The organism is Aeromonas sp. 30P (assembly GCF_051919805.1).
Taxonomy (GTDB): Bacteria; Pseudomonadota; Gammaproteobacteria; order Enterobacterales; family Aeromonadaceae; genus Aeromonas; species Aeromonas veronii.
Genome location: NZ_JBQBEA010000001.1, coordinates 2,513,424 through 2,539,268, shown reverse-complemented (window position 1 = coordinate 2,539,268; position 25,845 = coordinate 2,513,424). Strand labels below are relative to the sequence as shown.

The window sequence follows — 25,845 nt, the reverse complement described above, 5'->3', positions numbered from 1 at the left end:
CGTCAAAGCCATAAATGAAGTATGAAAGAGCAGCCATTGCAGCAAATAGCGAAAAAAAACAAAGCCAGATAATAATTTCACCACTAAAACCCCTTACGCTTTGTTATAACGCCCGTCTAAGGAGCTGACAACGCATAACAACCAGACTAAAAGACAATAACTGCAACCACCGAAGCTCAATGGGACTGGAAACGTCACGCGTTGACAGTCCCTTTTTAGGAGTTTGTTAGGTTTTTGCTATCGTTTTAACGAACCATACCCTTAATTCTTTCTTTAGATTTTCGATATTTTCAAATGCAAGAATTCGAGAGTTGCTTATGTCAAATGGAATATTTACTAATGACTCTGAAACAATAACTACTGGTTTGCCAAGTGCATGCGCAATTCCTAATTCATAAAAAACATTGGGATTGCGGCCACTAATGTTCGCTATTACAATTCTTGAGCTAGCTATTTGTTCCACAATATGACTTAAAATATTAGAGGACAATTTTTCATCATCACCTCGTGTACAGCTGAAACCAAAGTCGATAACAACATCTTTAATTGCTTCATATTGCGATAAGTACTCTTCATTAAAAGGAGTCAAAACGAACACTTTTTCTTCATTCACACTAGGTATATGTGAGAGTCCTAGGTTTTTCAAAAATACATCAGTGTTTACTGTTTTGTTATTTATAGAGTATTTATTCATGTCCCCTAGACTTGAAGCTTGAGCATCAGACAGAAGATGATTGATACTTGAGAAACGTTTTTCGTTTACAGTTAATTCACGGGTTAATTCCGAAATCTGTTTTTCAATTGATTGGCGAAATTTATCATTTTTATAGTCCTCATATTTTTTTGAAAGACTATCCATCTTGAAATTAAAATAAATGGTAATAATTAAAACCACACTCATGATTGGAGTGGCATATGTGATTAAGTCTATAAATTCCATACTATGACGCTCCTACCATCATTGAGATACTGTAAACAAGCATCATGCCAGTAATAATAAAGTTGATAATAACTAGGGCTGATGATGCTGCTATAGAACCTCTAGTTGTATGGATAGGTGAGCACTTCCAAATCACTACAGATATTACCAACAACAAAATAAATGTTAATGCTGAACCAAAGATGGCTCCGCTATTTGTGGGGTTTGTGATCATTAAAGATGCTGAGAATGATAAAGCGAGAAATCCCACATCTACTGGAGATTGGAGAAAATTTCTCCACACCTGATGAATCGATGCTTTTTCAGCGATGAATAATTTGAAGCAAAATTGAATAAGAACCAATAGCAAAGGAACCAGCCAAATAGCACTATCACTGAAAAACAAGTTAATAGTACTAACAACTGAGTCATTCATGGTTCCATCAGCAGCACTAACCGCGTTGACACCAGAACTCAAAGTGATTTTCCTATGAAAAATTTTCTTGATATTACTATAGGTTAATAGAGACTTACCACAAGAAATCTTACAGTAATTAGATAGATGGCGGTACTAATCCGTTAATCGTGCCTTTCATATAACTCCGAACCGTGCTGATAACCGTCACGAAAAAGCATGACCTTATCAGCCTGCCTCTGGTGCTGAACGTATTCATGGGGGCTCCTCCTTTGGATCCTGTTTTTTCGCGGTGCAACAATACACTCAAGGAGCTGCAATGGAAAGCACCACCAAGCCTCGTTTTCATGAACAAGTTCGGACTGTGATCGAGGCCACCTATCAGATGGTGTAGCTGGCCAAGTGTAGGGCGGCGGAGCGAGAGAGAAAGTAAAGGGAAGGGCCTGCTGTTTGCCCTTGTGCAACCCCTGCCACAGGCTGATCTCGTTGGCCAGCCAGCGGTACTGGAACATGCAGGTTACCCGATTATCCAAGCCGCGGTACTCTTCGCGGTTGATATTCCGCTTGATATTCAGGCTAACTACTCACTGTAATCGTCCTGTTCCTGCATCCACTCTGGGGTGTCAAGCCCCTCTAACACACGCCACATCTCTGACTAATAGGGCTGTGGCAGCATCTCGATCCAGCGGTGTGCACTTCCATGGCCTTGCGCTTGGTAGACTTGACCGCACAGCTCAACCAGCATCGGCCAGTCCGGATCGCCTTCCGGCACCGCGTATTCATCCGGCTGGTCCTGTTCGGCGGGCCACAGTCCTTCTGGCTGCCAATCTGGCTCGCTTGGAAGTGATCTGCACGACTGCAGCTGGCCGTTCTCCAGCCAGAGGGTGAAACCATCCGCCCTGACACTGGCCCCAGCCCGCAATCGCGCGATGGAGAAGGGCGATACCCCCCATTGTTCCCTCATGATCTGCTCTGTGAAGGTATCAGGATCCGGTAGCGTACAGCTCCAGGGTGCCGGGCTGTCGCCCGTCTTAACCCTAACCCCCCTCGCTGCACCTCGGCGGCTTTCCTGGCTTCATGGGTGCCGGCGGGCACAATCTCCCACCCTTGCAGGCGGGTCTTGATGCCAAGGCGAGCGGAGGTAATGCCCATCAGGCGCTTGATGTCTTCGCCATAGCAGTTGGCCTGCTCCTCAATAAGGTGGGCCAGCTTGATGGGGTGTTCGGCACGGGTCGCCAGTGCACCGCCCATGGCGTGCAGATAGCAGCGGAAAATGCCGTTATCTGCGGCAAAGCGGGCAGCCTCAAAGCGCGGGTCTTGCAGCACTGGCTTGGGCGGGCCAACCAGTTCGGCATTCTTCTTGGCGTTGCTGATGCGGCGCAGCTCGCGCCATACACCGACCGGGGCGCCTCCGATCTGCTGGAAGGTGCGAATGCCCCACCAACTGGCCCAGGCCACGGCATGCAGGGCCCCTTCATCTGCGGCGGTGCCAGCCTCTTCGTCGTCGTCCAGGTAGGCGCCGTCGATGTTCTTGGCAATGTATTTGGCGATATAGCCCGCGGCATCCCCCTTGGCCGGGTCTATCTCTTTCCAGTCAAAGCGGGGAGTAAAGTCGGTAAAGGGTGGGGCACCCTTGATATCCCGTACCAGCTCGTCGTGGTCATCGGTCAGGGCATAGCGTTGCAGGATGCCGATCACCCGGTTGCGATCTTCCGGGCGCATAAATAGCAGCAGATGCCAGTGCGGGGTGCCGTCGTGGTGAGCCTCGCACACGCGAAATCCATAAACGGGGGCGTTCCACCGTTTGAGGGCGGCCATTTGATATTTAATCAGACGATGACATACGCGCACTTTGCACCGGATTATCTCAATGACGCTGTCCGCTTTAACCCGTTGGAAAACCATCTTCAACCAGCGTGATTTCCCCCGGGAATGGGCAGAAAAAAGTGTCCACATTTTGCCAATTTTGGTGTCTTTTCACGTCCCAAAGTGTCCCCTTACGTGGCACTTAACTCCTTGGCCTGAATGCAACCTATTGAAATTAAAGAAATAAAAATGGCAGCAGAGGCTGCCATTTACTATTAACTAACTAGTTGTTTTTTAAAGTTAAATGATTTTCAGTGACCATATAATGTCCACGCCTTTCATTTTATGTAGTCTCTTTGACAGAGCTTCAAGTTACGGGTGGTTAATGTCGCACTGCTTGAGAGAATTGTGCATCATTCGGCATGAGCTCCATTGAGTCCTTCTCTTTGCTATACAGCATCTATTAAATTAGTGTGTGGGGATATCAATGAAAGACACATGCTCTGATATCGATCTGTGTGAAGTGATTTCAGGACCTTTTGTGGACAACGAAGTTGATTATCGCTATATCGTCAGGGTAGCTAATGACTTTCCTATTGAACATGCTGACCCTTGTTCCAGAGATCTGGAATAGCTTTGAAAAGGATATACAACACTTACTACATTAGAAGCTAATCCCGGCCTTCTTAAGAAGGCCGGGATCTATTTTCGTGCAGAGATTTAGTACAGGAGTAGGATAAACTGTAGTAAATCCTGCTAGGCACTAAATATTGCGTTGATAAAAAATATGTAAGTGCAGTAAAAAAAACCGCTCATTGAGCGGCTTTATCAATAAACCGTTGTCTGTGGTGCACTTTGTATCTGCGTTGTTTTAATAGGTGTTGAAATAATGCAATGGAAACACCTAACAACCCACCAATTACTGTTGATAGAATTGTTATTTGAGCTAGCTTGGGCTCATCTCTTGTGGTTGGTGGGAGAGGGCTCTGCAAATAGCTAAATGGCTTAAATTCAAACTGGGTTATTTTAATTTCTCTTATCTTTGCCATACGTTCTTTAAGTTTAGTCAATTCAGGCTGATATTCAGAAATTTTCATTTGGTTAATGGTAGATATTTTCTCTGCTAGTCCCTGAGTTCCTAACCTTATTGAGAATCGTCCAGAGGATTCGAAATTTGTAAGGGGACGAACAATCTCAGCTGCCTTTGCAATTTTGAATGCATAGTTAAGATCATTTAATTCCGACGCTTTATTTAAAATTGCATCTTTTAGCATTATTTGATATTGAGTATCCCCTTTTGATAAAAAGGAGGTTTTTTCATATTCAATATTTTTGATAATTCTATTTTTCTCAATAGAGATAATATATGAAGTGTATTCGTTGAGTAAGTTCAATGCATCATCTGAATTTTTTGAGGAGACGGATATAGTTATACCTGAAGTTACGGCATTATTATCAAGAGGTCTAGCCTCAATGCTATTAACCCACTTGTTGTTAGTGTGGTTTTTGTGTGCATTGTTTAATAACTCACTCCCTAATGGATTTTTGGTCAGGAAATTAATTTTGTTATCATACTTGTTGAACTCTGAAATGAAGTTATCGTAAATTTCTATAGGGCTTGGAAGATTATTAACTCCATGCATTGACAATTTGTCAATTGTATTCATTACAACAGATAAATCATCTTTTTGGGGCTGTGTAATTATAGCGCTAGCAGTCCATTTTTCTGTGGCAGTTATAGCGTAGAATATACCACATAACATTGATATAATTATAAACCCTAAGATAGTGATTCGCTTTTCCCATAAAGTTGACATTAATTCAAAAAGATCAATTTCATCATTGGAAGAATCAAAAAATGGTGTTGGAGTTTTCTTTAGATCCATCTGACTACCGCTATGTTAATGATTTTTGACTTTGTGAGTTATATTATCTTTGATGTAATCAAGCAATTGATTACTGATTTGAGTTGCTGTTATTTGCGCGATGCGCGCACATTTGAGTCTGTTGTGGTTTGTGGCTTGCTTCAGTTTTCAGAACATACTGTTTAACGCCTAACGTAATGAAAAAATAAGGCTTTTTTGTTTTATACGTGATATGTATCATTCCTTATAGTCATGTGATTTACCAAGGAAAGTAAAAAAATCATTATCATTCAACGTTTTATGATTTTTTTGTGTTATCGATAGACCTTTCAAACTGTAAAACCCTGCAAAAATGATCCTTCATTTCAGATCCTCAACACTCTGCAGATCCTTTATCTGGCGCGGTCTGGGCATATGGTTTTGCGGTAATCCACTTTTGCAAAAATTTTTACCGGTGAAGCCCGCAGGCGGGAGCGGATGAGCGCGGATTCCGTGGCGCAGACGCCGCTGTGGGCTTTTCCGTGGTGCTCTTGCTGCTGTGCTCGGCTCTGTGCCTCGCGTATGATGTGCGCCTGCCTGACGGTGCCCTACATGCGGCGCCTTTCCCTGGCCATGCTTTGGTGCTGCCAGGCAGATAGAAGAAGGCCCCACAATGTGGGGCCTTCTTCGCTTGGTGGGCTATTCGATGATGGGGGAGAGGGTCTTGGCCAACTGGCCGGCCTGCTTGCTCTGGCCGTTGAACGTCTCGGCATTGGTTGGTGCTGGCCCGCCGTGGGTATGGCTCGCGGTGGTAGCGGCCAGCTGCTCCACCAGGTTCATGAGCTGCAGTAGCAGACCGAAGATGTTCACCCCCTCGCTACCCATCCACGAACGTGGTGCCTCGAAGTGCTGCAGCTCTCCGGTCACACTGCGGCGCAGTTGCCCGATCACCTCCACCAGATCACCGGCTGCGGTGTGGGTCATATTGCCCAGGCACCCCGCCATCAACTCATCACCGGCCAGCAGCTCGATGGCCCCGAGCGCCTCGATGCGCTTCATTGCCCCGATCTGCTCCACGCTATGCTGCTTGGTAGTGAGCCGGTGCTGGCCGAACTCGCCCTGGTAGTCGTCCGCCTCGCGGTGCATCAGCATCGCCTTGTCATGCTGGCGGCGGTCGGTATGGCGACTCTGGTTGCCCACGGTATCGGTGCGGCTGAACACCTCGGCCCGTTGCTGCAGGAGCTGCTCGCCAGGGGCAATATCCGGCAACGGCCAGCCCGAGCCCAGCACAGTGCGAATAAATGGCCGGTCAGCGCGACCGAAGGCGAACCCCAGCTCCACGATGGTTCCCTCGATGGGGAATTGCAGCAGCCCCTGCTCTGGTCCGCCGAACATCACCGGCAGCGGCACGGCGCGATAGAGTGGGGCGGCCTTGTCCGGCTGGCCATCTTCGCCCAGCAGTTGCACGTCCACCGCATAGCGCGGGCGAAACGGATCATTGAGCTGGCCAGCGGCTGCGCTGTCGCTGATGGCCTCGACCCGCCCGAACTTGGGCAGGTGCATCTGGTTGGCCAGCTCCGGGAACTCTCCCTCCATCTTGCGCCGCTCCGGCGACTTTACCGGTTTACCTGGTGTTGCCGTGGTGAGGGTCATCTCGTCGCCCTTGAGGCGTACCCGCTCCACCCGCTTGCCGTTGACGATAGCGCCCGGGCGCATGGCCGGGATCGGCGCCGTGGTTAGAGTGTTACCCGCCTGGCGGCCGGAGAAGGCCGGATCCAGCTCAACCGCCCGATCGGCCCAGCGGCTGTGGGCGTGACTGCCGACGAAGATGGCGCCATCCGGTTGCTGATGCCAGATGAAATCCGGTACCGCAAAGGCGCGCCCGGCGTTGTTGAGCAGCTGATATCCGGTGCCTGCGCTGGTGAAGTTGGGGATAGGCCGATCGGTATAGTCGGCCCCATCAGGCAGCAAAAAGGTGAGCTTGGTCTGGTCGCTCAACCAGGCCAGTAGGCCGCGCAGGGTTGCGTGCTGAAGGCTGACCGGAAATGCACTCCCCAGTATCCCGGCCAGCTCTCGGCACATCAGCTTGCAGGCGCCATTGCTGGCGGGCTGCACGTCATACACATATCCGGTAAACCAGCGGCGCAGCTCGCCGTTGTAGCCCAGATCCACAGTCAGGGTTTGCCCCCTATCGGCGTTCCCCTCGATAGTGAGGGCGGCGCGCCCACCTGCACAGAGATCAAGCACGATATCGTGGTCGATGAGGTTGGCCGGTTGCCCGCCCAGGGTGAGGTTGGTCGAGAGTTTCACGCCATCAGGTCTCCCAGTTTGTTATCCAGCCCCTTGATGGCTTGCTCCCATGAGCTCAGCTGCTCTTGTTCGGAGGCGGGCGCTCCCTCTGACGGCTTGGCCGGTTTGGTGTTGGCGTTGCCCTGGCCCACGGTGGCGGGTGTCTTTGGCATCCGCTGCTCCCGCTTCTCGGGCACCGAGTTGTGTTCGCGCAGGGTGAACTGCACTTGCCACGCCAGCAGCCCCTCCTGTTCGCTGGCGGTAATGCGTCCGGCAAACTTGGCCTGGCGCACCTTCACCGATTTGGCCAGGAGTGACCCGACCCGGTAGATGTGGCGCTTGCCGCCATCGCCTTTGGTATCGGCCAGCTCAAACAGCCGGCTCAGGGTCTGCTCATCCTTGAAGGGGACCAGCCCCGAGATATCGAGCTCCTTGGCTTTGGCCCCTTGCTCCGAGCTGCTGGTCGAACTGGTCTGGCCGCTGCTGTCTTTGTCCTGAAATTGCATCGATGCGGTGATCCGCATCGACTTCATCACAATCGGCTCACCGTCCAGGGTGAGCATGGCGGTGTTGCTCATCGGGTTAACTCCTGCCAGAAGGTGAGCGGGGAGGGGGAGAGCAGCAGGGCGCCGACCGTCATGCTGTGGCTATGATCTGGCGGGTTGCTCTGGCCCAGTTGGGCGGCAAGGCTTGCTGCATCACCTTGTGCTTGCCAGTGCCACAGCTGGCCGCTGATGGTAGCCAGCTGGTCGAGAGCCTTCTCCAGCTCTGTCAGTTTGTCCGCGCGGCGTTCTGCCAGGGTTGCCAACTGGGCAATCGGGGTTATGGTCCCCTGTGCCAGGCTCTCCAGCTGGGCGATCTCGGCCCCGAGCTGTGAGCGAGCCTGGCGCAGCGGATCCCATACCAGCGGCTCGTCAGCTTTCCAGCGTGGCACCTTGGCGGCGGTCGGTTTGCTCATGGCATCGTTGTGGGCCGTGAGGCGACGCAGGGCCGCGCACCACTCCGGCAGCGGCAGGATGGCACAAAGCGGCGCCAACGCATCGGCCAGCGCGGTTTCGCTGTTACCGGTGACCAGCCAGGCGATGGCGTGCAGATTGCCAGTCGGCAGTAATGGATCGGCCCCGTCCTGCAGCTTGGCGGCAAGGGTGGCCACTGCGTTGGGGGCGGCGAGGCTGTACTGGTTGCCCTGGTGCTGGCCCACCCCATGCTGATAGGGGGTGACCGTCAGGCAGCGGCCGGTGACCAGCAATCGATCAAGCTCAGCCCGCAGCCCAGCCAGCGCAGCAGCGGCTTGGCTGATCGGCGTGGGGCGGTATTGCGCCCTGGGCGCCAGAGCTTGCAAGCGGGCCACCGCGCCAGTCTGGCGGTCAGGTAGTTGGCCAAGCACCCCGCTGGCGCTGGCGTGTATCGCCCCGGTGCTGGCCGGCCAGTGCAGGGTGCCTTGCATCCAACTCACTGCGGTTTCTCCGGCCACGCGATCGGGGTTACAGTCAAGTCGAGGCGGGTCAGCTCTACCCGATAGCGGCGCCACGCGTTATAGGCAGCCTGTTCATCCGCTGTTGCCATTCCCAAATCAACCGCATCACTTAACACGGCGATATGCTGGTTTGCCTCTGCCAGCAGAGCGGAACGAGTTGCAGTTGCTGCGGCCAGTGCCGCGGCAGCTTCAGCATCACGATCGGTAACCCATTTCACTCCATCCCACGCATCGTATGGTGATGACGGTTGGAGCAGGGTTTCACGTTCACGCAGGGGGCCGACCTCAGTGATTTCGCGCGCTTCCTTGGTGTCAATGTTATAGGCCGTATTGCCGCGTAAGTCAGGCACGGTGGTCCACGGTGAATCGTGGTCTGTTCTACTCGGCCATACACCTGCTTGAAATGGGGGCGGCGCATCTAGATACGCTCCGGCTGGCAGCCCACTGTTAATGCTTACATATTGTTCCATTTCCCCCTGATAAATCCCTCGTCCATCACAACAGTGACAGCTTTCCCAGCCGCTTTCTGTGGCAAAACCCTGTTCGTCATACTGGAGGTTCGGCATGTTTACCCTCTCATAGTGATCATGTTGTATGCGGTGTTCATTGGATATGTGCCACTACCATGCGGATTGTTCACTGATGTGTCTGCATACGTCCCACCAGAAGAATTATTTGGTGCTAAATAGTTCGCGGTCCCGGGTGTAATAGCGCCTTGCAGAAACTTTGTTGTGTGAGTGTGGCTACCAATAGAGTCGGCCTGGTTTGACAGCAGCACACGGTCAGGATCGACTCCCTTTCCGTTATCCCATGCACGGATAAACCCGGCACGAATGTCCGGCATTCTCAAAGTTGGGTATCGTGATGCGAGGATGGGGTCTGTGGCCGGATTGATGGCTTGCCCTGTGATATTCATGCCCCATTCCGGTGGCTCAGCTTTCATCCATGGCAACGGGATACCAACAAACATCTGCTTGAGCATCTCTTTGACCGCATCAGCGACGTTCTTGGCTGACATCACCGCGTCAATGGACTCACCAAGCCGCGCCTCTTCATCTGTCGCCTTGCGCACCATCCCTTGTTCGGTAGTGGTGGCAGAGGGGTGGTTTCTCCCCTTGGCATGGTCTGCCAGCGCTTTCGCCATGTCACTGGCGCTTTGCTCCATCTGCTTGCGAAGCGCCTCCAACACCGCCCACAGGTCGGCAGACTCATTGGCTTGACGCTTGTCCGTGACGGTTGCGTTGGCTTCGACCACCCCCAACTTGGCCACATAGTGGCGATAGCCGCTGCTGTCGGTGTAATCGCTCAGCTCTGTGGTGCTGGTCTTGAACTCGATATGGTTATCCCAGCGGCTCAGGATGGTGCCGGCGCGATGCACATCCACCCAGACCCCGACCGGCTTGGCCCCAACAGTGACAGCTTGTTCGGCATCCAGCTGAATACGCAGGCCGCCGACCATGGCCACCCCCGGCTGCACCTTGTAGCTGCCCGCCTTGTTGATCAGCTTGAATCCATCGCCAAAGAAGGCCGATGACCCGAAGCAGGCGATCGCTTGCAGGCGCAGCTGTTCGTCCATGCCGAGCAGGCGGGCGGAGTAGTCAATCTGCCAGGTGCCTGCCTCGACGGTGGTCACGGTGGCGGTGGCCGCCTGGTCGTACTCCATCAACATGGATTTCACCAGGCTGTTGCCGGTGGTACCTGTCGCCTGGTCAGTCTTGGTTTTGGTCTCCCGCCCCTTGTAAACAATCATCCCGACCATGCCGCTGGCCTTGTTGATGAGGTACATGGCATTGAATGAGAAGTTGCCCACGGTGGTATCCATCACGATGGAGTAAGCCACGGCGTTGTTGTTGATGCGACCGCGCTGATCGACCGGATGGCGATGGACAATCTGCGCCTGCGGCGGCAGGCCGGTATTCGGGTCGATGGGTACGGTGATATCCAGATTGGGGATATCCGCCAGCACGACCTCATCGAGCACCACCGGCACCTGGTCAGTGAGGCAGCCTTGCCAATAGGTCTCGAATGCGTTGGTGATGACTTGGCTCATCGGGTCTCCTTGGTTTTCAGCGTTGCGCCATAGACGTGCTGGATCATCTGGATGTGTCCAGGTGCCAGCCGATATCTGGCTTTGTGCGGGGTGAGGCGGGCGGCAAAGACCTCCTGACTCATATCAAACTGGCCATAGCCGATGTGACCGGCGACCGGGTAAACCACCTGAAAGCGATAGCGGCGGCAGGTGCGGCCATAGTGCTGGATCAGCGTCTCCATCAGCGTCTGGTTGTTGGCGATGCTGCTGTCGGTCACCTCGATGGTGATGACGTCCCACGGCGCACCGGCTTGCCGTTCGTGGATGTCGCACCAGCCGATGCCAAGGCGCTCGAATATGCGCTTAAAGCCGGCGACCTCTCCCGCGTCCCTGGCATTTACAAAGGCAAACTTGACCCGCTTGCGAAACAGCGCCAGCGGCTCTGATTCAAAGCGGGCAATGTCCCGCTCCCAGGCAAGCAGCGCCAGCAGGGACTCCGAGCAGGTGAGCGGGTCTTGCTGGGCCAGCGGCAGCAACAGCCACCCCTTGAGTCGTTGCCAGAAGGCGTTGATGCCCTTGGCCAGAAATCCGGGCTCGGCGTGGGCCGGGCTGATGGTGTAGCCATCCTCCCACCAGGGAGCGCTGGCATCGGGGAGCCGAGGCGCTTGCCTGCTGTGTTCAAGCGGGGTCGGATTAGTCATAGAGGGTCACCTCCAGCGTGTTCAGGCGCGGAATGGCCAGCCCCGAGATGATGTCATCTTGCGCAAACTTGAGGCTTTGCAGCTGCGGGAACTGGCTGTGCAGCTCGCGGGCCAGCTGCGAGAGGGAAAAACGTGAGCGCGGCCAGGTGCGAGTGACGCTCGGAAAATCCGCCGACTGGCGAAACGCCGCTTTGACCAGTGATTCCGCGCCCTGCTTGAGGGCCACCTTCTGCTCGTCGGTGAGGTTGGCCACCGGCCACAGCTCCAGCGTGAGGCTGTGTTGGGTTTCTGGCATCGCCATCACAAACAGGTCATCGCCGTGGCCATGGTTGCCCTGGCGGCCCACGTAATCGTTAAGCTGGGCAATCAGGCTGGCTGGGGTGGCGCCCACCTCCAGCAGGATGTAGGCGTTGGCGGTGCCTGGACCCCGCGGCGCTTCATGCTCGAAGAAGATGTGATCGGCGCGAATGCCGGCGACGCTCGCCAGCATCGAGCGGTAGATTGCGTCGATGTGATAGCGACCCACTGCCGAGAACTGGTTCTGAATACGCAGCCCCAGTGCATCGTTGCTCTCGGCATCGGCGCCCTGGGTGGTGATCCACTCCTTGTCATCGTTGCGGGCTGACAAGATGCCGGTCACCGGTTCGCTCAGCAGGTTGTAGTAGCCCGGGGCCAGATTCCAGGCCGCGCCCGCGAACTCGGCCTCGCACACCACGCGAGCCACCGCTTCACCGGCCGGGCTTACCACCGCTTGCAGCGGTTTGACCCGGTAGATGGTGCCGTTGATGCGCTCGGTGCTGACCCAGATATCGGCCGGGATGGTGACCGCTTCGCTCGGATTGGCCTTGACGAAGTTGATCACCCCGCGGGTCTTCTGGGCTCCCTTGCGGGTCAGGTCCACATCCCATGCCTTGAGGTCGAGATAGGCATCGGTGGCGGTAGCGGCAAAGGTGTTGGGCAGCACATGGCCGGCCAGCAGGGTGCGGATAAGCCAGAGCGCCGGGGTGATCACCACGCCGCGCACCAGCCGCCAGAAGGGGCTCACATCGCTGTCGTTGGTGATAAGGGAGCCGGCGGCCTCGACCTCTTTTTTAAGCTCGGCCTCCATGGCCTGCTCGGTGGTCGGCACACCGGCCTCGGCCAGCAGGGCCATAAAATCCACGTTGGGGCGCAGGTTCACAGGGTTACCTCCAGATCGCCAAATTCATAGGTGCGAGCAGTGACCAGCACCCGTTCGGGGGCTTCTTCGCGGATCACGATGGTGCCGGGCACCAGTCGCTCGTCGTTCTCAACCAGCAGCTCGATCTCGGTCATCACATCGGCGCGCAGGGTCGGGCTACGTTCGCCAATGAGCTTGCGGGCCAGCCCCGACTCCATGATCCGGTGCTTAATGTCCTGACCGATGCTGTGGCGGTCCTGGGTGTAACGGGGTTGGCCGCCGGCATCCAGCTGCCATGCCCCGTCTACAACCCAGATATCGATGTACTTGGCATCACTCATCACGGGGTCTCCAGCCAGGCGTTTTCGGCCATCTGCTCAGGTGTCATCGGGTTCTGGAAGTGGTTATGAACCTCCCCGATGCTCAGAGCTTTTGCCGGTTTCTGGTTGGCGGTGGTCGCGGCCGCGTTGGCCTGGATCAGCTGCTGGCCCAGTCCGCCCGCCGGTACGCGGCTCGGGGTGCCCTGGCTAAAGCGGGCGAGGGGAGCGTTGATGTTCTCCTGATTGGGCAGGTTGAGATCCGGCATGCTGCCCATCTCGATATTGACGCCCGGGATCATGTTCAGCTTCTCGACCAGCCAATCCACAGCCTGCCCGAGCAGCTTGAACACGCTCCAGTCGGCCATGCTCTTTTTCAGGTCGTCCCAGTAGTAGATGGCCGCCGCGACGGCACCGATCAGCAGCACGATGCCCGCCACGATCAGACCCACAGGGTTGGCATACATGGCGATGTTGACCGCCAGCAGGATGGCGCGAAAGGTCGCCATCCCGGCATTGAGCAGAGCGAGCGGGGCGGTGATGATGGACCAGGCGATGCCGAGCCCCAGGGTAGCCAGCTTGGCCAAGCCGGCGATCAGCATCCAGGTACCGGTGACCATGCTTAATCCCACGATGGCAAGCAGGGCATAGCTGATGACCTTGGTCAGGTTCGGGAAGAGGTGTGTCCAGCGCAGCACCTCGTTGGCGCCATCGGCAAAGACGCTCATCACGGCGTTGATGGCGGGCAGTACCACTCCGAACGCGGCGGCGCGGATGGCAAACCAGGCTTGCTCGACCCGCTGCCACTGGTCGGTCATGGCGGCGGCCATCTGCTCGGCCTTGCCCATGCCGTGGGTGTTGGCCAGCGCATTGATGTTGGTGGCGAGTGCCTTGGTGTTGGTCATCAAGAGCTTGATCATGCTGACCGCCTCATCCGAGCCGAATGCCTTCTTGAGCTCGTCCCCTCGGCCACGCTCAGGGTTTCGCCATAGCGGGCCTTGAGTTTGTCCAGCATGGTGAGCACCGGCAGCATGTTGCCCGCGGCATCGGTGAACTGGATGCCGAGCGCCTTCTGGGCATTGCCGACGCCAGCCAGAAACGCCTTGAACTTGGTACCGGCCTCGCTGCCACTCATGGTGGCCTGCAGCTGGCCGAGCACGGCGAACTGCTCGTCCATCGCGATGCCAGCAGCGGTGGCGTTGGCACCGATTGCCCCGAACGCATCGGCCATGCCCTGGCCGGTGGTCTTGAACAACTGCACCGCAAGCGAGGTCTTGCCGGCCACATCCTCGACCCAGTTGGCCTTGCCCATCTGCTTGGCCTGCTGCTCGAAGATGCCGTACATGGTCCCCATGTAGTTGGTGATGGTAGCGGTGTCGGCCTTGGTCGCCTTAGCCAGGGTGGTGGATGCGCGGGTGAAGGCGGGCAGCTCGTTCCCCTCCAGTCCGGCAATGGCAGATTGGATATCGTAGGAGGAGCGGACAATCTCGGTGGCCGACTCCCCATACTGGATAGAGAGCTTCAACGCTTCACGCCCGAGCGCCCCGAGCACATCTTTTTGCACATCGAGCGAGGCCACCTCGGCCAGCGCCCGGTCCATCTCGATGGCCGGACCGAGGGCAGACTGGATCGCCATGCCGCCGGCGGCCACCGTGGTGGCCCCCATCGCCATGCTGCTCCAGCCCTGGCGGCCGGCCTTGCTGACCTTGTCCATCTGGGCATTGATGCCAGCAAGGGGCTTGGTGACCTGATCCACCAAAGCCACCTGCATCATCAATTTTTCCATCCAGGCCATAGGTCGTTATCCGTTGAATGCGTTGGCGATGCCCTCGGCCACTGCAGCGGCGTGGGACTCCCGGGCGTGCCGGTCTAACCAGATGGCGCGGGCCAGGCTGTCGATGTCGTCATCGTCATGGGGCAGGTAATGGCGCCGCAGCGCCAGCGCCTGCTCCAGGTGATGCGCTCGATAGCCTCGGCGCGCGCCGTCAGTTTTTTACGGTGATCTCCAAGTCGGGGGCGAACTGCTGGTTAATGGCACCTGCCAGCTGCAGCGCTGCGCCCGGGCGCTTGAGCAGCTCATCGAGCGCCTCTTTGCTCTCCTGGCAGACGATCTTTTTCAGGTAGTTGTGGGCCGGTGCCACCTTGTCGCTTGGCATCATGTCGTTGATAAAGCCGTTGTAGGCCACCATGGTGGGGGCGAATTTCAGCTCTTTGCCGGCGACGTCCAGGGTGATGATGGGGGTGGTCATGGGGTGGTTTCCTCTTGTTCAATCCAATGGTTCAGGGTGTTGATTTGGGTCTGGCAGCGGCGCAGCGCCATCTGCAGGGTAGGGATAAACCGCACGGCATCGCCGTAGGTGCCCCCCGTGAAATCAGGCTCCGGGCAGTGGGGCACCAGCCCCGGCGGTGGTAGCCGCTTGATGACCTGCGTTTGCACTACGGTTTTGGGCTGGCTGGAGCAGGCGCAAAGCAGCGTCAGGCAGAGGCTCGCGAGCGCAGTTCGGGCGGCCCGCCGGCGGCGTGGCCAGCGCTTGTTGCAGTTCATCGGCGGTTTTCCTCTGTTGTTGGTCGAGCTCGGCAAGGGCGGCGTTCTGGGCCCCCAGCAACTTGCGCATCCCTTCGGCATCGCGTTGCAGCGTCGCCAGCTGACTGGCCTGCAGTTGGTTGGTCTGCTGCAGGGTGTTGATGGTCTCATTGGCGGTGGCGAGCGCCTTGCACCGGCTCTCCAGCATTCGGCTGCCAAGAAACAGGGCGGCGCCCATCACCAACACCAGGACCAGCAGCACATTGGAGAGCAGTGCCTTGAAGGTGCTCATGCCAGTACCCCGCCGAACTCGGTGAATTTGGCCAGCAGGTCGGCCAGCTGGTGCTCGCGCTGGCCGTAACCGGCGCCTGGCAGGCTGGCCCAGATGTTGGCGCACTTGGCCACCGCTTGGGGGATACGCCCCTTGATCACATCGTCCAGCGCCTTGCGCTCGCGAATCAGCTGGATTGCCCAGCTGTCTTGCGACGCGGGGCTAAAATCCGGCAGCCCGAGCTGATCGCGGTAGTGGGTCCAGTGCTTTGACAGGAACTGATAGCGGCCAGCCGCGGTGCTGCTCAGGGTCTTGTTGACTTGCACCAGCACGTTCGGGTGGGTGGCGTAGCTCTCAAAGAACCCCGCCGGATTGACCAGCTTGTTATAGCCGTCATCACCCCGGCCCTTGGTGCCTTCGGCATAGGCCAGCATGTCGAGAAACGCGGCCACCTGCGGGTGGCAGTGACTACGCGGCATCGTTGTTCCCCCTTTTGCTCAGCACCGTCTTGGCCTTTTCGCGGATGATGTCCACTCCAAGCAGCCCCACCACGCCACCGATAAAGGGGGCAGCCTCATAGGGGACGCCGAGCAGGGTGGTGCCCGACGCTGCGGCCAGGGTGATGAGGCCGCACAGGGTGGACTCGATCAGACGGCGGCGCCCGCTGCCGCCGTCATAGGTGATGCGCATGAAGGAGATGCTCAGCGCCAGCAATGCCCCGGACACGGCGGGCCAGTTGTCCATCAGCCAGGCCATCAGGGCGGCCCAGAGGGTGGGGTCTTTGTTCGGCATAGGGTTCATATCCCGTTCTCGTTATTGCCCGCGTCGCTCGGCGCGGCTCTGGCAGGGGACGCAGAGCCGCACCCCCGGCACATGTTGGCGGCGTGCTGCCGGGATGGGGTCGTCGCACTCTTCGCAGTGGTGCCGGCTCTCCCCCTGGTAGCGCCCTTTGCCCACCTGGTTGGCCAGATGCACGGCCAGCATCCGGGCGGCGTGGTTGTTTGCGCGGTCGATATCGTCCACCTGGCCTCCTTACCCTTTGAGGTGGCGGGTGTCGTCATCCGAGAGGTACGGCACGCCATTGATGTGAACGAAGTCGGGGGAGGTGACGATGCCCTTGAGCTTGTGCACCCCCTTGCTGCCCCCTTTGGGGTCGATGTCGAGCAGGTCGGCGATCTGCAGCTTCACGCCGAAGGCCTCCACCTTCATGGTTTCGTCGCCGGTGTCGGCGTAGAACAGCACATCGTCCGGTTTCAGCCCGCGCCAGCTGCCGGCCCGTCTGGCGGCATCGCTCAGCAGCTTGAAGTTCTTGGCATCGAGCTCGAACTCGCACTCGGCCGATACCTCGCCATCCACAAAGCCGTCAGGGATGCCGCGGGTTTGCGCGACGGCGCTGTTGTCGGTGATGGTGAGGCTGGCCTTCTCGACGTGCACCATGGTGCCCAGCAGTTCAATGTCGAAGCTCTGCCCTGAAATGCGTCTGGTCATGGGTTAGCCCTCCCCATTGGTGAGGCTCAGATCGAGCATGATGTTGATGGTGATCCCCTTGGGGCACTCCACGGTGCGGATCACCACGTAGATGGAGACGTGGTTTTTGTCGGTCCACTGGATAGCGATATCGCCGTCCCGGGGGGAGGTGATCTCGCCCGGGAACGGCTGGCCGTTGATGGTGGTGGTCCTGGCCATCTCGCGCAGGTCTTTGCCAAAGTAGAGGATGGCGGCGGCCGTGCTGCCCGGAGTGGAGTTGAACGAGCGATCGCCGATACGGGCGATGGCACGCACCCGCATCCGGCGCGCCACCTTGTAGGCCACCCGCAGGTTTTCGATCACCTGGTAGTCACCGCCCTCGGCGTCCAGGGTGCGGCCGTCAGCCCAATAGATGCCGTCATAGTCCGGGTACCACATCGGCACCGAGTAGCGGTTCTGCTCCAGGGTCTGCAGGGTGGCGAGCGGCAGCTCGATCCCGTCCTTGTCCTTGGGCTTGTTGCCAAGGCCGACCAGGGCGCCGGTTTTCACCCGGCACGGGGTATCGGCAATGCTCACTGCCCGGTTGCAGAGGCGTCCGGCATAGGCGCCGGCGAGGTTGGGCCACAGCTGCGGCAGCAGGGTGACGGATTCGGCCTTGATGCCATCTTGCAGGGTGACCAGGGCGGCCTCGTAGTCGCTCCAGCTCTGGCCATCCTGCTCGGCGGCATTGATCCCCGCGACCGCCAGCAGCATGAACTGCCAGCGACCCCACTTGGCGATCAGCTCCTGGTTCAGCGCGTGGGCGGCGTTGATCTTTGCCTCGTCCCACTCCTGACCCAATACCACCACCCCTTCAAAGGATTGGGTCTTCTGGGCCTCACGGACGGCATCTTTCCAGTCCATGTCGGTGGGCAGCACAAAGGCGGCCGCCGTCCAGTTCTGGCCGGCGTTGGCCATGGCGGCCTGCAGGTTGGATTTGAGCGCACTGGCAGGCTCGCCCAGCAGCTTGTCAAAGTCGCTCTGGGTGTTGAGGGAGAGCAGCTTGCCGGTATTGCTTGGTGCCGTGCCGACAAACAGCAGGTGGCGCTCGACTTCGGTCACCGGCCCCTGCATCTGGTTCAAGTTGTTAATCTGTACATAAGGCCACATGGCGTTATTTCCCCTTCATCTCTTGCTTGTTGACGTCCCAGCCGTAGTCGATGCTCTGCAGGGCGCGGGCAAAGGTTTGCGCCCGTTGTTTGGCGTTGGCGCCGAGGAACGGGCGGGCAGGGAGCTCAATCTCCCAGCTCGCTTTTACCGGTTCATCCTTGAGCTTCCTGATGAGCAATCCCGCCTGGGCGTAGTTGAGATGGCCGGTGATCCAGCCAAGCGACGCCGAGCGGTATGACCCCTTGCGTGCGCCCGGGCGCTTGAACCCGAGCTCGCGCAGCTTGCGGGCCTGCGCCTTGGTCGCGGGTTTGAGCTTGCTGCCCTCGCTGCTCGCTATGCGACGCCGGCTGGCCGCGGTCACCTGATAGGTGTGTCCCTTCTGGTGGGTGTTGGCGATAACCCCGGCATGGGCGTTCATCGTCCCCCGCTTGAACCCGAGCTCGGCCACGTCCTGGCCGGGGGCGTGGATCTCCAAGAGCTTGGGCAGGCCGCGCAGCATCTTGCGTTTGCCCCGCTTGCGCGGTGCCCAGGGCTTGCCGTTGGGGTCTTGCTGCTGGCGCACATGACGGGCCGCCAGCTTTTTGAGCTCGGCCGCGGCGCGCCACACCAGGCGCTTGCGCTTCTGGGGGGGCAGGGCCAGCAGGTTGAGCTGGTCCTGGCTGCGGCGGGCGTCCAGGGTGATGGTGATCATGCCGGGCCACCTACCTGGTGATGGCCGGTGTCACCGACGTTCATGTCGATGTGGTCGGCCACCCAGATCTCATAGGGCGCCACCTGCCAGCGCTTGCCGAGCCAGTTGATGGGGCCGCTCGGGTGCTCGATGAGGCGCAGTGGCTCGGTAAAGGCGAGCTGGATCTCGAGGTCGGCACTCTTCTCATCGTTCGGGGTCACCGCATATTCCGGGTCGGCCAGCTCGAACTGCTCGCGAAACGTGTCGTGCTCCTGTACCCAGGCGGCGACTGCAGCCAGCAGGATGGCCGGATCCAGTTCACGAAAGGGCAGTTGTTCAACGATGAACACCGCCTGATAGGTGAGCCAGGCCACGTCTACGCCGGTCGGGCCCATGTTGCGTGATTCGAGCCGGATCGTTCCGTTCTCCATCCAGCTGTCGAGGGACTTACGGCACTTGGCTGGCAACACCCGGTTGAGCTCGGCGTGGAGGGCGTGCAGGAAATAGCCCTGAGCCTGCTGTTGACTCATCTCTTTACTCATATCAACGAGACCCCCGCCCGGTGTTTGCCCTTGATGCTGCGCACCAGCTGCTGACTCTCGGCCAGCAGTTGGGCCCGCTGCTCCGGCGCCCGCTCGGCCAGGTTGTTGGCGGCCGGCCGCTCGGTGACGCTGGCGAACTCCGGCAAGATGGCCGCCTTGGCGCGGGCAAACACCGCGGCCAGATACTGCTCGGTTAGTGCATTGGTGCCACCCTCAAGGCTTGGCCCCGGCACCTCGGCGGCGCAGGCATAGCCCTCGGCCATCAGCGCAGCCTGACGCATCGCAAGCTGCAGGTTGATTTCCGAGATGGCAGCGAGCAGTGCGGCGCCGGTGGTTTGCGGGTCAAGGTCGGCAGGCAGGGCGCGGCGGCGCTCAAAATCGGCCACGGCCACATTGGGCCAAAACCCGTCATTGCGGATGGTGGCGGCGCTGTAGTCGATATCCTTGCCTGCAAACATCAGTGACCTCGCTGGTTGAATAGGTGCACCCCTGTCGCCACGCAATTGCCGCTGGGTTCGCCAAAGGCGGTCCATGGCATTCGCGCCGGGGTGCGACGGCGCGGAGAGTCGGTTTGTTAGTCGGGATTGAGCACCCGCAGGCGCATGGCAATCTTCTGGCGCAACGTGTTGACCCCCACCTTGCTGTGCAGCTTCTCTGCCTGGGCCAGCCAGTGGTCGGCCTGTTCCAGCGTGGCGGAGTCACCCACGGCACTGGGGCGTGGCTGACCGTCCTGGTCACGTAGCAGCAGACAGCCCGCGGCCTTGAACCACTTGGCGGTCAGCCGCTCGTTAAGGCGCCAGTCACTTCGTACCTTGTCGAACACCCGGGAGAACCAGGGCTCGACCGCATGGCCTTCGGCGGCTTGCTTCTCGGCCCACTCCAGCACGGTGTCGGCCACAAAGTGGGCCCAGTCCCGTTTGATGTTGCTCGGGGTGCGCTGGCCCTGGGCAATGGCGAGCTCGGCCCAGGCGATGCCGGTGTCGAAATCGCCCACATCGAAGGCCCAGACGGTGAGCAGCTGAAACAGCTCGTTCTGATAGGGCTGGCCTGATTCGGCGATGCTTGCCAGATAGCGCTCCACATAGGGGCGGTATTTGGGCATCAGCTCGCTGCGCTTCATGTTCACCCGATCCCCGATGCGGGCCAGCTTGCGCAGGCGGACGATGTCCTGCTCCAGGGCAATCATCTGCAGGTGCAGGCTGTCCGCCACCGCGCCGGTAGCCATGCCCGTGCAGGCGACCTGCGCGGCCCCCTGCATGGCTTGCACCCGTTGCTTGTGGCGTTGACCCGGTGAGCTCATGGCTTACTCGCTCGGCGCAGTGGGGGCGGCGCCGATCTCGATGTCGGCCTCTTCAAAGCCGCCATAGGCCAGGTATTCGCCGATGGCATAGCCCTCCATCCGCCAGTACTGGTTATCGAAACACTTCTTGTCCTGGTTATCGTCGGCTTTGCGCTTGCGGGTGCCGCGCTGGGTGTAGATGTGCAGGTTGTCGAGGGTGGTGACCACCATCCGCTTGCCCGGGAAGAAGGGCGGGATGTAGGCCTTGCGCCCGGCAATGGATTCGGCCAGCTTCTGGGCGGCGATCTGCTCGGTCGGCTTGGTGGCTTCGCTGTAGAGCTTGGCCTGGGCCGAGGCCACGAGATCGGTGCCGACCAGTACCACCAGACGCGGGTCCTGGCGGAACAGCGGATCGATGGTGGTGTTGATAAGGTCGGAGGCCATCTCGTCCAGGGTCTTGTAATCACCCTTGCCATCCGGGTCGAAGTGGATCTTCTTGCCGGCCTCGGCCTTGATGATCTGGCTGCCGTCGTTCCACTCGCGGGCCAGCTGGTGCCAGCCTTTGTTGACGTCTTCGCCGAGCGGGTTCTTCTCCGGATCGGTGGTGTCAGCGGCTTTCACGCCGTTCCAGCCGACGCGTAGCATGTCCAGGGCAAACGCCTTGTTGATGAAGTCGCCCACCAGGCGCAGGAACTCGCCCTCGCTGCCGGCGTTGGCCCAGACGCACAGGGTGGCCCAGTCGAGCGAGGCACACGAATCGGTTTCGGTCAGCTCGTAGGTGTTGCCGGTAACGCCGATCTTGCCGTTGAAGCGGCCATCCTTCTTGCGACCGGTGAACAGCTTGCCGATGCCCACTTGCACCACCTGGCCCTTGATCTGGTCTACGTCCAGGCAAGTGATAAGGCCGAGGAACTCGACGGAGGCGAGCAGCGCGGCGCGCAGGCCGGTTTCCACGGGACCTGTGACGCTAAACTGCTTGGCCAGCGCGTTGACGGGGATGCCGTAGGCCTTGGCCAGGGCATTGCTGTATTGCTCCAGGCGCTGCATGGCCTGGACGGTAAGGGTCTGGCTCACGGTCGCTCCTTAATAGACTGCGGGGGTATCGTCACCGCCGAGGGCGTCCGGGCGCTGGCCCGGCTTCTCGACAGAGAACTGGTCGATCTGGCCTTTCAGCTCGCCAACCGTGTTGGCCAGTCCAGAGAGGGTTTCTTCCAGCTTGCTGAACTGCTCCGCAGTGATGCCGGGCTGTGCGTCCACCTTGGTGGGCTCTGCAGCCGGTGCGGCGGGCTGTTCGGTGGTGGGTTTGGTCTCCAGCCTGGTGCTGAAGCCTTCGATCTTGGTGCCAAGGCCATTGACGGCCCCCAGCAGCAGGTCGAACTGTTCTTTGGTCATTTCCTCATCCTCGGGTTGGCTGGGGGCAGTCGTGGGCGCTTGCTCGCCATGACTGGCCAGGAAGCTGAAAAACTTGGCGATCAGGCCATCGGCCTTCTCGTGCTTGGGGAGCTTGAACGCGGAGAGATCCAGTTGTTCGCTGGTGCCGATGGTGTGGCGTCTGTGCTTGGAGTTGAACTTGAGGCGCGTGGTACCGATGCTGGCCGGCTCGTCAGTGACGCCAAGGCCAAACAGATAGGTGCGGCCGGTGTCGGCGAAGTTCTCGAAGGGTTCGATGGAGCAGAACTGATACTGGCCGTTCTGGTTGTAGTAGATGAGATCGCGATTCGGGCAGAGGATGGCGTACAGCTTGAGCTTGCCATCGACCTCCACGGTTTTGAGCGCCTGCACCACGCCGAAGTTTGACCAGCGATCGTGCTCCGGCCACAGCAAGGCCGTGTAGAAATCGGGATCGTAGGTCTCGGCCATGTCGGTGAGCCAGTCGCGGGTAATATCCCGCCCGTCCACCGATTTGCCTTCGGTGGCAATACAGACCCAATCTGTTCTCAAGGTTGTTGCGCTCATGCCTGCTCCCAAATAATTCGGGCTCAGGCTATCGGGTCGGCAAGGGTGTTTCATCCGGTTGTGTTCGTGGCGATTCGGATCCAGCGGGATATCCGAATTGCGTGGAACATCAGTGAGATAAGCAAGGGGAGGGGCTGGCTATGATGGCGCCATCATTCACCTGATGGAGGCGCCGTGGCGTATCCCGAAGAGATCCGCAATGCCGCGCGGGGACTCTACCTTAAACGATGGACACCCCAGGAGATCAAGGACGAACTGGGGCTCAACTCCTGCCGAGTGGTCTACTTCTGGGCCGAGAAGTACGGCTGGCGTGACCTGCTGACCGAAGAGGCGGTGGAAGATGCCATTGCCCGCCGGGTGCAGTCGCTGCTCGGGCGTGAGAAGAAAACCAGCGCCGAGCTGGACGAACTGGACCGGCTTATCGGCCACCACGTCAGCCTCAAAGAGAGGGCCATCAAGTGGGCCGAGCGCCAGCAGGCCCTCAAGGCCCAACGTGAAACGGGAGACGAACCTGCCCCGCCGCGAACCCCACGCGGGCGCGGTGGTCAGGATGGCGGCCGCAAGGGGAAGGGCGGCAAGAAGGGCAAGAATGAAGTCAGCCGCCTGACGGAGGCAGACTTTGCCGAGTGGTTGGGGACTCTGTTTGGTTATCAGCTGTGCTGTCGGGAGGCCAAGAACGACCCGGCACTGCCGCGCACTCGCAACATCCTCAAGTCCCGCCAGATCGGCATGACCTACTACTTCGCCGGCGAGGCACTGGAAGATGCCATTCTTACCGGCGGCAACCAGATATTCCTGTCCGCCACCCGCGCCCAGGCGGAGGTGTTTCGCTCCTACATCTGCAAGATTGCCCAGACCTTCCTCGGTGTCACTCTGACCGGTAACCCCATTGTGCTGTCGAACGGCGCAGAGCTGCACTTTTGCTCCACCAACTCCAACAGCGCCCAGTCCCGCTCCGGCAACGTCTATATCGACGAGTATTTCTGGATCCCCAACTTCGAGAAGCTCTCGGACGTGGCCAGCGCCATGGCGACCCAGAGCCGATGGCGCAAGACCTACTTCTCGACGCCATCGAGCAAGGTTCACGAGGCGTACCGGTTCTGGACGGGGGATCGCTGGAAGGGGCAACGCCCGAGCCGGGTGGCCATCGACTTCCCGGGCGAAAATGACCTGCGCGATGGCGGCCGCATCTGCCCGGATAGGCAGTGGCGTTACGTCATCACCATCGAAGATGCCATTCGGCTTGGCTGCAACCTCATCGACATTGAGGAGCTGAAAGACGAGTACCCGGAGGAGGTGTTCGATCGCCTCTATATGTGCCGCTTTATCGACGATGCCCTGTCGGTGTTCAAATTCCAGGATATGGAGCGGGCGGGGGTAGACCCCAGCCGCTGGGAAGACTACAAGCCCGGGCGGCCCGACCCGTTTGGCCGGCGCGAGGTGTGGCTGGGGTACGACCCGAGCCGAACCCGTGACAACGCCACCCTGGTGGTGGTTGCCCCGCCCATGGTCGTCGGCGAGCGCTTTCGGGTACTCGAGAAGCACTACTGGCGCGGGCTCAATTTCCAGTACCAGGCGCAGGAGATCGAGCGCATCGCCAAGAAGTTTCGGGTCACCTATCTCGGGGTCGATGTCTCCGGCATCGGCGCCGGGGTGTATGACCTCTTGAAACCCACCTTCAAAGGCATATGCCACCCCATCAACTACAGCATCGAGAGCAAATCGCGGCTGGTCCTCAAGATGATCGACGTGGTGGAGGCAAACCGCATCGAGTGGGACAGCGCAGATCGGGATATACCGCTCGCGTTTCTCGCCATCAAGCGCAGCACCACCGGCGGCGGCCAGATGACGTTTCGGGCCGCTCGCGACAATGTGACCGGCCACGCTGACGTCTTTTTTGCCATCGCCCACGCTGTGGCCAACGAGCCCCTCGATACCACCCGCAAACGTAAATCCACCTGGGCAACCAGCCAGGAGAGAAAGGCAGCATGACCAAGCGACACAAACCCCAACCGGCCCGGGCGGCCACATCAGCAAAGAGCGCGGTGGCGTTCAGCATGCCGGAGGCCATCGATCCCACGGCCTGGATGACCGATTACACCGGGGTGTTCTACAACCCCTACGGCGAGTATTACCAGCCACCTATCGAGCGCAAGGGGCTTGCCAAGGTGGTGCGGGCCAATGCCCACCACGGGGCCATTTTGATGGCGCGCCGCAATATGGTGGCGGGGCGCTTTACCAACCAGCGCACCACGGTCACCGCCTTTGCCCATAACTACCTGCAGTTCGGGGATGCTGGCCTGCTCAAACTGCGCAACGGGTTTAACCAGGTGGTGGGACTGCTGCCGCTCTCCAGCGTCTATCTGCGCCGGCGCGAGGATGGCTGCTTTGTTTATCTGCAGCAGGGCAAGCCGAACCTGATCTACCGGCCGGAGGATGTCATCTGGTTGGCCCAGTACGACCCAGAGCAGCAGATCTACGGCATGCCCGACTACCTGGGCGGCCTGCAGTCGGCCCTGCTCAACCAGGATGCCACCCTGTTTCGGCGCAAATACTTTCTCAACGGCGCCCACATGGGCTTCATCTTCTACGCCACCGACCCGAACATGGACGATGACACCGAGGAGGAGATGAAGGAGATGATCGCCAGCTCCAAAGGTGTGGGTAACTTCCGTTCTATGTTCGTCAACATCCCGGACGGCAAGCCCGACGGCATCAAGCTGATCCCGGTGGGGGACATTGCGACCAAGGACGAGTTTGCGGCCATCAAGGGGATCACTGCTCAGGATGTGCTGACATCCCACCGCTTTCCGGCGGCGCTGGCCGGCATCATTCCGACCAATGGCGGGGGAGGGCTCGGGGATCCCGAGAAGTACGATGCCACCTATGCCCGCAACGAGGTGCTGCCGCTGTGTGAGCTTATCCAGGATGCCATCAACAGCGCGGGACTCCCTCGCTCCCTCTGGGTCGATTTTCGGGAGAATATCGGTTCAACTGTATAAACAAACAGTGTTTGCTATGGCAAGATAGG

Annotated in this window: 28 protein-coding genes and 2 pseudogenes; 2 read left to right on the top strand and 28 right to left on the bottom strand. The window is 58.6% G+C overall.

The window, feature by feature from the left end; all coding sequences use genetic code 11:
* Nucleotides 1-226: 226 nt before the first annotated feature.
* The 28 genes and pseudogenes from ACTG2B_RS11720 to ACTG2B_RS11585 form a co-directional block, all read right to left on the bottom strand.
* On the bottom strand, nt 227-940 hold the full coding sequence (locus tag ACTG2B_RS11720) for a hypothetical protein (protein ID WP_439995886.1): 714 nt from the start codon (nt 938-940) through the stop codon (nt 227-229).
* 1 nt (nt 941) lies between these two features.
* A complete protein-coding gene (locus ACTG2B_RS11715; RefSeq protein ID WP_439995884.1) occupies nt 942-1,397 on the bottom strand; it encodes a hypothetical protein in 456 nt (151 codons plus the stop codon).
* A gap of 517 nt (nt 1,398-1,914) precedes the next feature.
* A pseudogene (locus tag ACTG2B_RS11710) lies at nt 1,915-3,149 on the bottom strand (replication endonuclease); the annotation flags it as partial.
* Between the two features lie 803 nt (nt 3,150-3,952).
* Nucleotides 3,953-5,026: an LPS O-antigen chain length determinant protein WzzB gene (locus ACTG2B_RS11705; RefSeq protein ID WP_439995883.1), complete on the bottom strand. Its 1,074-nt coding sequence runs from the start codon at nt 5,024-5,026 to the stop codon at nt 3,953-3,955.
* A 657-nt stretch (nt 5,027-5,683) separates the two neighbouring features.
* Nucleotides 5,684-7,294 (bottom strand): hypothetical protein, encoded by a 1,611-nt coding sequence (locus ACTG2B_RS11700; RefSeq protein ID WP_439995881.1) that lies wholly within the window; start codon nt 7,292-7,294, stop codon nt 5,684-5,686.
* Complete coding sequence (locus ACTG2B_RS11695) at nt 7,291-7,851, bottom strand: hypothetical protein (protein WP_408841379.1); 561 nt, start codon at nt 7,849-7,851, stop codon at nt 7,291-7,293. Before ACTG2B_RS11695 ends, ACTG2B_RS11700 begins: the two co-directional genes overlap by 4 nt.
* Complete coding sequence (locus ACTG2B_RS11690; RefSeq protein ID WP_439996934.1) at nt 7,848-8,720, bottom strand: hypothetical protein; 873 nt, start codon at nt 8,718-8,720, stop codon at nt 7,848-7,850. The genes ACTG2B_RS11695 and ACTG2B_RS11690 overlap by 4 nt, the downstream gene beginning before the upstream one ends.
* A gap of 5 nt (nt 8,721-8,725) precedes the next feature.
* On the bottom strand, nt 8,726-9,316 hold the full coding sequence (locus ACTG2B_RS11685; protein WP_323925817.1) for a tail fiber assembly protein: 591 nt from the start codon (nt 9,314-9,316) through the stop codon (nt 8,726-8,728).
* A 2-nt stretch (nt 9,317-9,318) separates the two neighbouring features.
* Nucleotides 9,319-10,800 carry a phage tail-collar fiber domain-containing protein gene (locus ACTG2B_RS11680; protein WP_439995879.1) on the bottom strand — a complete coding sequence of 494 codons (1,482 nt, stop codon included), beginning with the start codon at nt 10,798-10,800 and terminating at the stop codon, nt 9,319-9,321.
* The gene (locus ACTG2B_RS11675) at nt 10,797-11,480 is read right to left on the bottom strand and encodes a phage tail protein (RefSeq protein ID WP_439995877.1); all 684 of its coding nucleotides are present in this window, start codon (nt 11,478-11,480) and stop codon (nt 10,797-10,799) included. The genes ACTG2B_RS11680 and ACTG2B_RS11675 overlap by 4 nt, the downstream gene beginning before the upstream one ends.
* Nucleotides 11,473-12,660, bottom strand: coding sequence for a baseplate J/gp47 family protein (locus ACTG2B_RS11670; RefSeq protein WP_439995875.1), 1,188 nt, complete (start codon nt 12,658-12,660; stop codon nt 11,473-11,475). Before ACTG2B_RS11670 ends, ACTG2B_RS11675 begins: the two co-directional genes overlap by 8 nt.
* The gene (locus tag ACTG2B_RS11665; RefSeq protein ID WP_236341257.1) at nt 12,657-12,980 is read right to left on the bottom strand and encodes a DUF2590 family protein; all 324 of its coding nucleotides are present in this window, start codon (nt 12,978-12,980) and stop codon (nt 12,657-12,659) included. Before ACTG2B_RS11665 ends, ACTG2B_RS11670 begins: the two co-directional genes overlap by 4 nt.
* Nucleotides 12,980-14,751, bottom strand: a pseudogene (locus tag ACTG2B_RS11660) (phage tail tape measure protein). Before ACTG2B_RS11660 ends, ACTG2B_RS11665 begins: the two are co-directional and overlap by 1 nt.
* Before the next feature lie 6 nt (nt 14,752-14,757).
* Nucleotides 14,758-14,892: a DUF6890 family protein gene (locus ACTG2B_RS11655; protein WP_439996933.1), complete on the bottom strand. Its 135-nt coding sequence runs from the start codon at nt 14,890-14,892 to the stop codon at nt 14,758-14,760.
* 49 nt (nt 14,893-14,941) lie between these two features.
* Nucleotides 14,942-15,205 carry a putative phage tail assembly chaperone gene (locus ACTG2B_RS11650; RefSeq protein ID WP_029299933.1) on the bottom strand — a complete coding sequence of 88 codons (264 nt, stop codon included), beginning with the start codon at nt 15,203-15,205 and terminating at the stop codon, nt 14,942-14,944.
* Nucleotides 15,202-15,429 carry an Rz1-like lysis system protein LysC gene (gene lysC, locus ACTG2B_RS11645; RefSeq protein WP_439996932.1) on the bottom strand — a complete coding sequence of 76 codons (228 nt, stop codon included), beginning with the start codon at nt 15,427-15,429 and terminating at the stop codon, nt 15,202-15,204. The genes ACTG2B_RS11650 and lysC overlap by 4 nt, the downstream gene beginning before the upstream one ends.
* A complete protein-coding gene (locus ACTG2B_RS11640) occupies nt 15,329-15,772 on the bottom strand; it encodes a hypothetical protein (protein WP_439995873.1) in 444 nt (147 codons plus the stop codon). Before ACTG2B_RS11640 ends, lysC begins: the two co-directional genes overlap by 101 nt.
* Nucleotides 15,769-16,230 (bottom strand): glycoside hydrolase family 24 protein, encoded by a 462-nt coding sequence (locus tag ACTG2B_RS11635; protein ID WP_439995871.1) that lies wholly within the window; start codon nt 16,228-16,230, stop codon nt 15,769-15,771. Before ACTG2B_RS11635 ends, ACTG2B_RS11640 begins: the two co-directional genes overlap by 4 nt.
* The gene (locus tag ACTG2B_RS11630) at nt 16,220-16,543 is read right to left on the bottom strand and encodes a phage holin, lambda family (protein ID WP_029299936.1); all 324 of its coding nucleotides are present in this window, start codon (nt 16,541-16,543) and stop codon (nt 16,220-16,222) included. The genes ACTG2B_RS11635 and ACTG2B_RS11630 overlap by 11 nt, the downstream gene beginning before the upstream one ends.
* Nucleotides 16,544-16,564: 21 nt before the next feature.
* Nucleotides 16,565-16,774, bottom strand: a complete 210-nt coding sequence (locus ACTG2B_RS11625) for a TraR/DksA family transcriptional regulator (protein ID WP_203975780.1) — start codon at nt 16,772-16,774, stop codon at nt 16,565-16,567.
* Between the two features lie 9 nt (nt 16,775-16,783).
* Nucleotides 16,784-17,239 (bottom strand): phage protein, encoded by a 456-nt coding sequence (locus tag ACTG2B_RS11620; protein ID WP_439995869.1) that lies wholly within the window; start codon nt 17,237-17,239, stop codon nt 16,784-16,786.
* Nucleotides 17,240-17,242: 3 nt separating this feature from the next.
* Complete coding sequence (locus ACTG2B_RS11615) at nt 17,243-18,367, bottom strand: DUF2586 domain-containing protein (protein WP_439995867.1); 1,125 nt, start codon at nt 18,365-18,367, stop codon at nt 17,243-17,245.
* 4 nt (nt 18,368-18,371) lie between these two features.
* Nucleotides 18,372-19,058, bottom strand: coding sequence for a phage virion morphogenesis protein (locus ACTG2B_RS11610; RefSeq protein ID WP_439995865.1), 687 nt, complete (start codon nt 19,056-19,058; stop codon nt 18,372-18,374).
* Complete coding sequence (locus ACTG2B_RS11605; protein WP_439995863.1) at nt 19,055-19,567, bottom strand: phage tail protein; 513 nt, start codon at nt 19,565-19,567, stop codon at nt 19,055-19,057. The genes ACTG2B_RS11610 and ACTG2B_RS11605 overlap by 4 nt, the downstream gene beginning before the upstream one ends.
* A gap of 8 nt (nt 19,568-19,575) precedes the next feature.
* Nucleotides 19,576-20,037 (bottom strand): head completion/stabilization protein, encoded by a 462-nt coding sequence (locus tag ACTG2B_RS11600; protein WP_439995862.1) that lies wholly within the window; start codon nt 20,035-20,037, stop codon nt 19,576-19,578.
* Between the two features lie 116 nt (nt 20,038-20,153).
* Nucleotides 20,154-20,879: a terminase endonuclease subunit gene (locus ACTG2B_RS11595; protein ID WP_439995860.1), complete on the bottom strand. Its 726-nt coding sequence runs from the start codon at nt 20,877-20,879 to the stop codon at nt 20,154-20,156.
* 3 nt (nt 20,880-20,882) lie between these two features.
* On the bottom strand, nt 20,883-21,932 hold the full coding sequence (locus ACTG2B_RS11590; protein ID WP_439995858.1) for a phage major capsid protein, P2 family: 1,050 nt from the start codon (nt 21,930-21,932) through the stop codon (nt 20,883-20,885).
* A 9-nt stretch (nt 21,933-21,941) separates the two neighbouring features.
* Nucleotides 21,942-22,814 (bottom strand): GPO family capsid scaffolding protein, encoded by an 873-nt coding sequence (locus tag ACTG2B_RS11585; protein WP_439995856.1) that lies wholly within the window; start codon nt 22,812-22,814, stop codon nt 21,942-21,944.
* 174 nt (nt 22,815-22,988) lie between these two features.
* On the opposite strand from ACTG2B_RS11585, the gene ACTG2B_RS11580 reads away from it, so the two are divergent.
* Both ACTG2B_RS11580 and ACTG2B_RS11575 read left to right on the top strand, forming a co-directional pair.
* The gene (locus tag ACTG2B_RS11580) at nt 22,989-24,806 is read left to right on the top strand and encodes a terminase large subunit domain-containing protein (RefSeq protein ID WP_439995855.1); all 1,818 of its coding nucleotides are present in this window, start codon (nt 22,989-22,991) and stop codon (nt 24,804-24,806) included.
* Nucleotides 24,803-25,816: a phage portal protein gene (locus ACTG2B_RS11575; protein WP_439995853.1), complete on the top strand. Its 1,014-nt coding sequence runs from the start codon at nt 24,803-24,805 to the stop codon at nt 25,814-25,816. The genes ACTG2B_RS11580 and ACTG2B_RS11575 overlap by 4 nt, the downstream gene beginning before the upstream one ends.
* The last annotated feature ends 29 nt before the right edge of the window (nt 25,817-25,845 follow it).

Excerpts from the sequence above, each read along its gene's own strand:
- ACTG2B_RS11720 (WP_439995886.1), bottom strand. The coding sequence starts at position 940 with ATGGAATTTATAGACTTAATCACATATGCCACTCCAATCATGAGTGTG.
- ACTG2B_RS11705 (WP_439995883.1), bottom strand. The coding sequence starts at position 5,026 with ATGGATCTAAAGAAAACTCCAACACCATTTTTTGATTCTTCCAATGAT.
- ACTG2B_RS11695 (WP_408841379.1), bottom strand. The coding sequence starts at position 7,851 with ATGAGCAACACCGCCATGCTCACCCTGGACGGTGAGCCGATTGTGATG.
- ACTG2B_RS11690 (WP_439996934.1), bottom strand. The coding sequence starts at position 8,720 with ATGCAAGGCACCCTGCACTGGCCGGCCAGCACCGGGGCGATACACGCC.
- ACTG2B_RS11685 (WP_323925817.1), bottom strand. The coding sequence starts at position 9,316 with ATGCCGAACCTCCAGTATGACGAACAGGGTTTTGCCACAGAAAGCGGC.
- ACTG2B_RS11680 (WP_439995879.1), bottom strand. The coding sequence starts at position 10,800 with ATGAGCCAAGTCATCACCAACGCATTCGAGACCTATTGGCAAGGCTGC.
- ACTG2B_RS11675 (WP_439995877.1), bottom strand. The coding sequence starts at position 11,480 with ATGACTAATCCGACCCCGCTTGAACACAGCAGGCAAGCGCCTCGGCTC.
- ACTG2B_RS11665 (WP_236341257.1), bottom strand. The coding sequence starts at position 12,980 with ATGAGTGATGCCAAGTACATCGATATCTGGGTTGTAGACGGGGCATGG.
- ACTG2B_RS11650 (WP_029299933.1), bottom strand. The coding sequence starts at position 15,205 with ATGACCACCCCCATCATCACCCTGGACGTCGCCGGCAAAGAGCTGAAA.
- ACTG2B_RS11640 (WP_439995873.1), bottom strand. The coding sequence starts at position 15,772 with ATGAGCACCTTCAAGGCACTGCTCTCCAATGTGCTGCTGGTCCTGGTG.
- ACTG2B_RS11635 (WP_439995871.1), bottom strand. The coding sequence starts at position 16,230 with ATGCCGCGTAGTCACTGCCACCCGCAGGTGGCCGCGTTTCTCGACATG.
- ACTG2B_RS11630 (WP_029299936.1), bottom strand. The coding sequence starts at position 16,543 with ATGCCGAACAAAGACCCCACCCTCTGGGCCGCCCTGATGGCCTGGCTG.
- ACTG2B_RS11620 (WP_439995869.1), bottom strand. The coding sequence starts at position 17,239 with ATGACCAGACGCATTTCAGGGCAGAGCTTCGACATTGAACTGCTGGGC.
- ACTG2B_RS11615 (WP_439995867.1), bottom strand. The coding sequence starts at position 18,367 with ATGTGGCCTTATGTACAGATTAACAACTTGAACCAGATGCAGGGGCCG.
- ACTG2B_RS11610 (WP_439995865.1), bottom strand. The coding sequence starts at position 19,058 with ATGATCACCATCACCCTGGACGCCCGCCGCAGCCAGGACCAGCTCAAC.
- ACTG2B_RS11605 (WP_439995863.1), bottom strand. The coding sequence starts at position 19,567 with ATGAGTCAACAGCAGGCTCAGGGCTATTTCCTGCACGCCCTCCACGCC.
- ACTG2B_RS11600 (WP_439995862.1), bottom strand. The coding sequence starts at position 20,037 with ATGTTTGCAGGCAAGGATATCGACTACAGCGCCGCCACCATCCGCAAT.
- ACTG2B_RS11595 (WP_439995860.1), bottom strand. The coding sequence starts at position 20,879 with ATGAGCTCACCGGGTCAACGCCACAAGCAACGGGTGCAAGCCATGCAG.
- ACTG2B_RS11585 (WP_439995856.1), bottom strand. The coding sequence starts at position 22,814 with ATGAGCGCAACAACCTTGAGAACAGATTGGGTCTGTATTGCCACCGAA.
- ACTG2B_RS11575 (WP_439995853.1), top strand. The coding sequence starts at position 24,803 with ATGACCAAGCGACACAAACCCCAACCGGCCCGGGCGGCCACATCAGCA.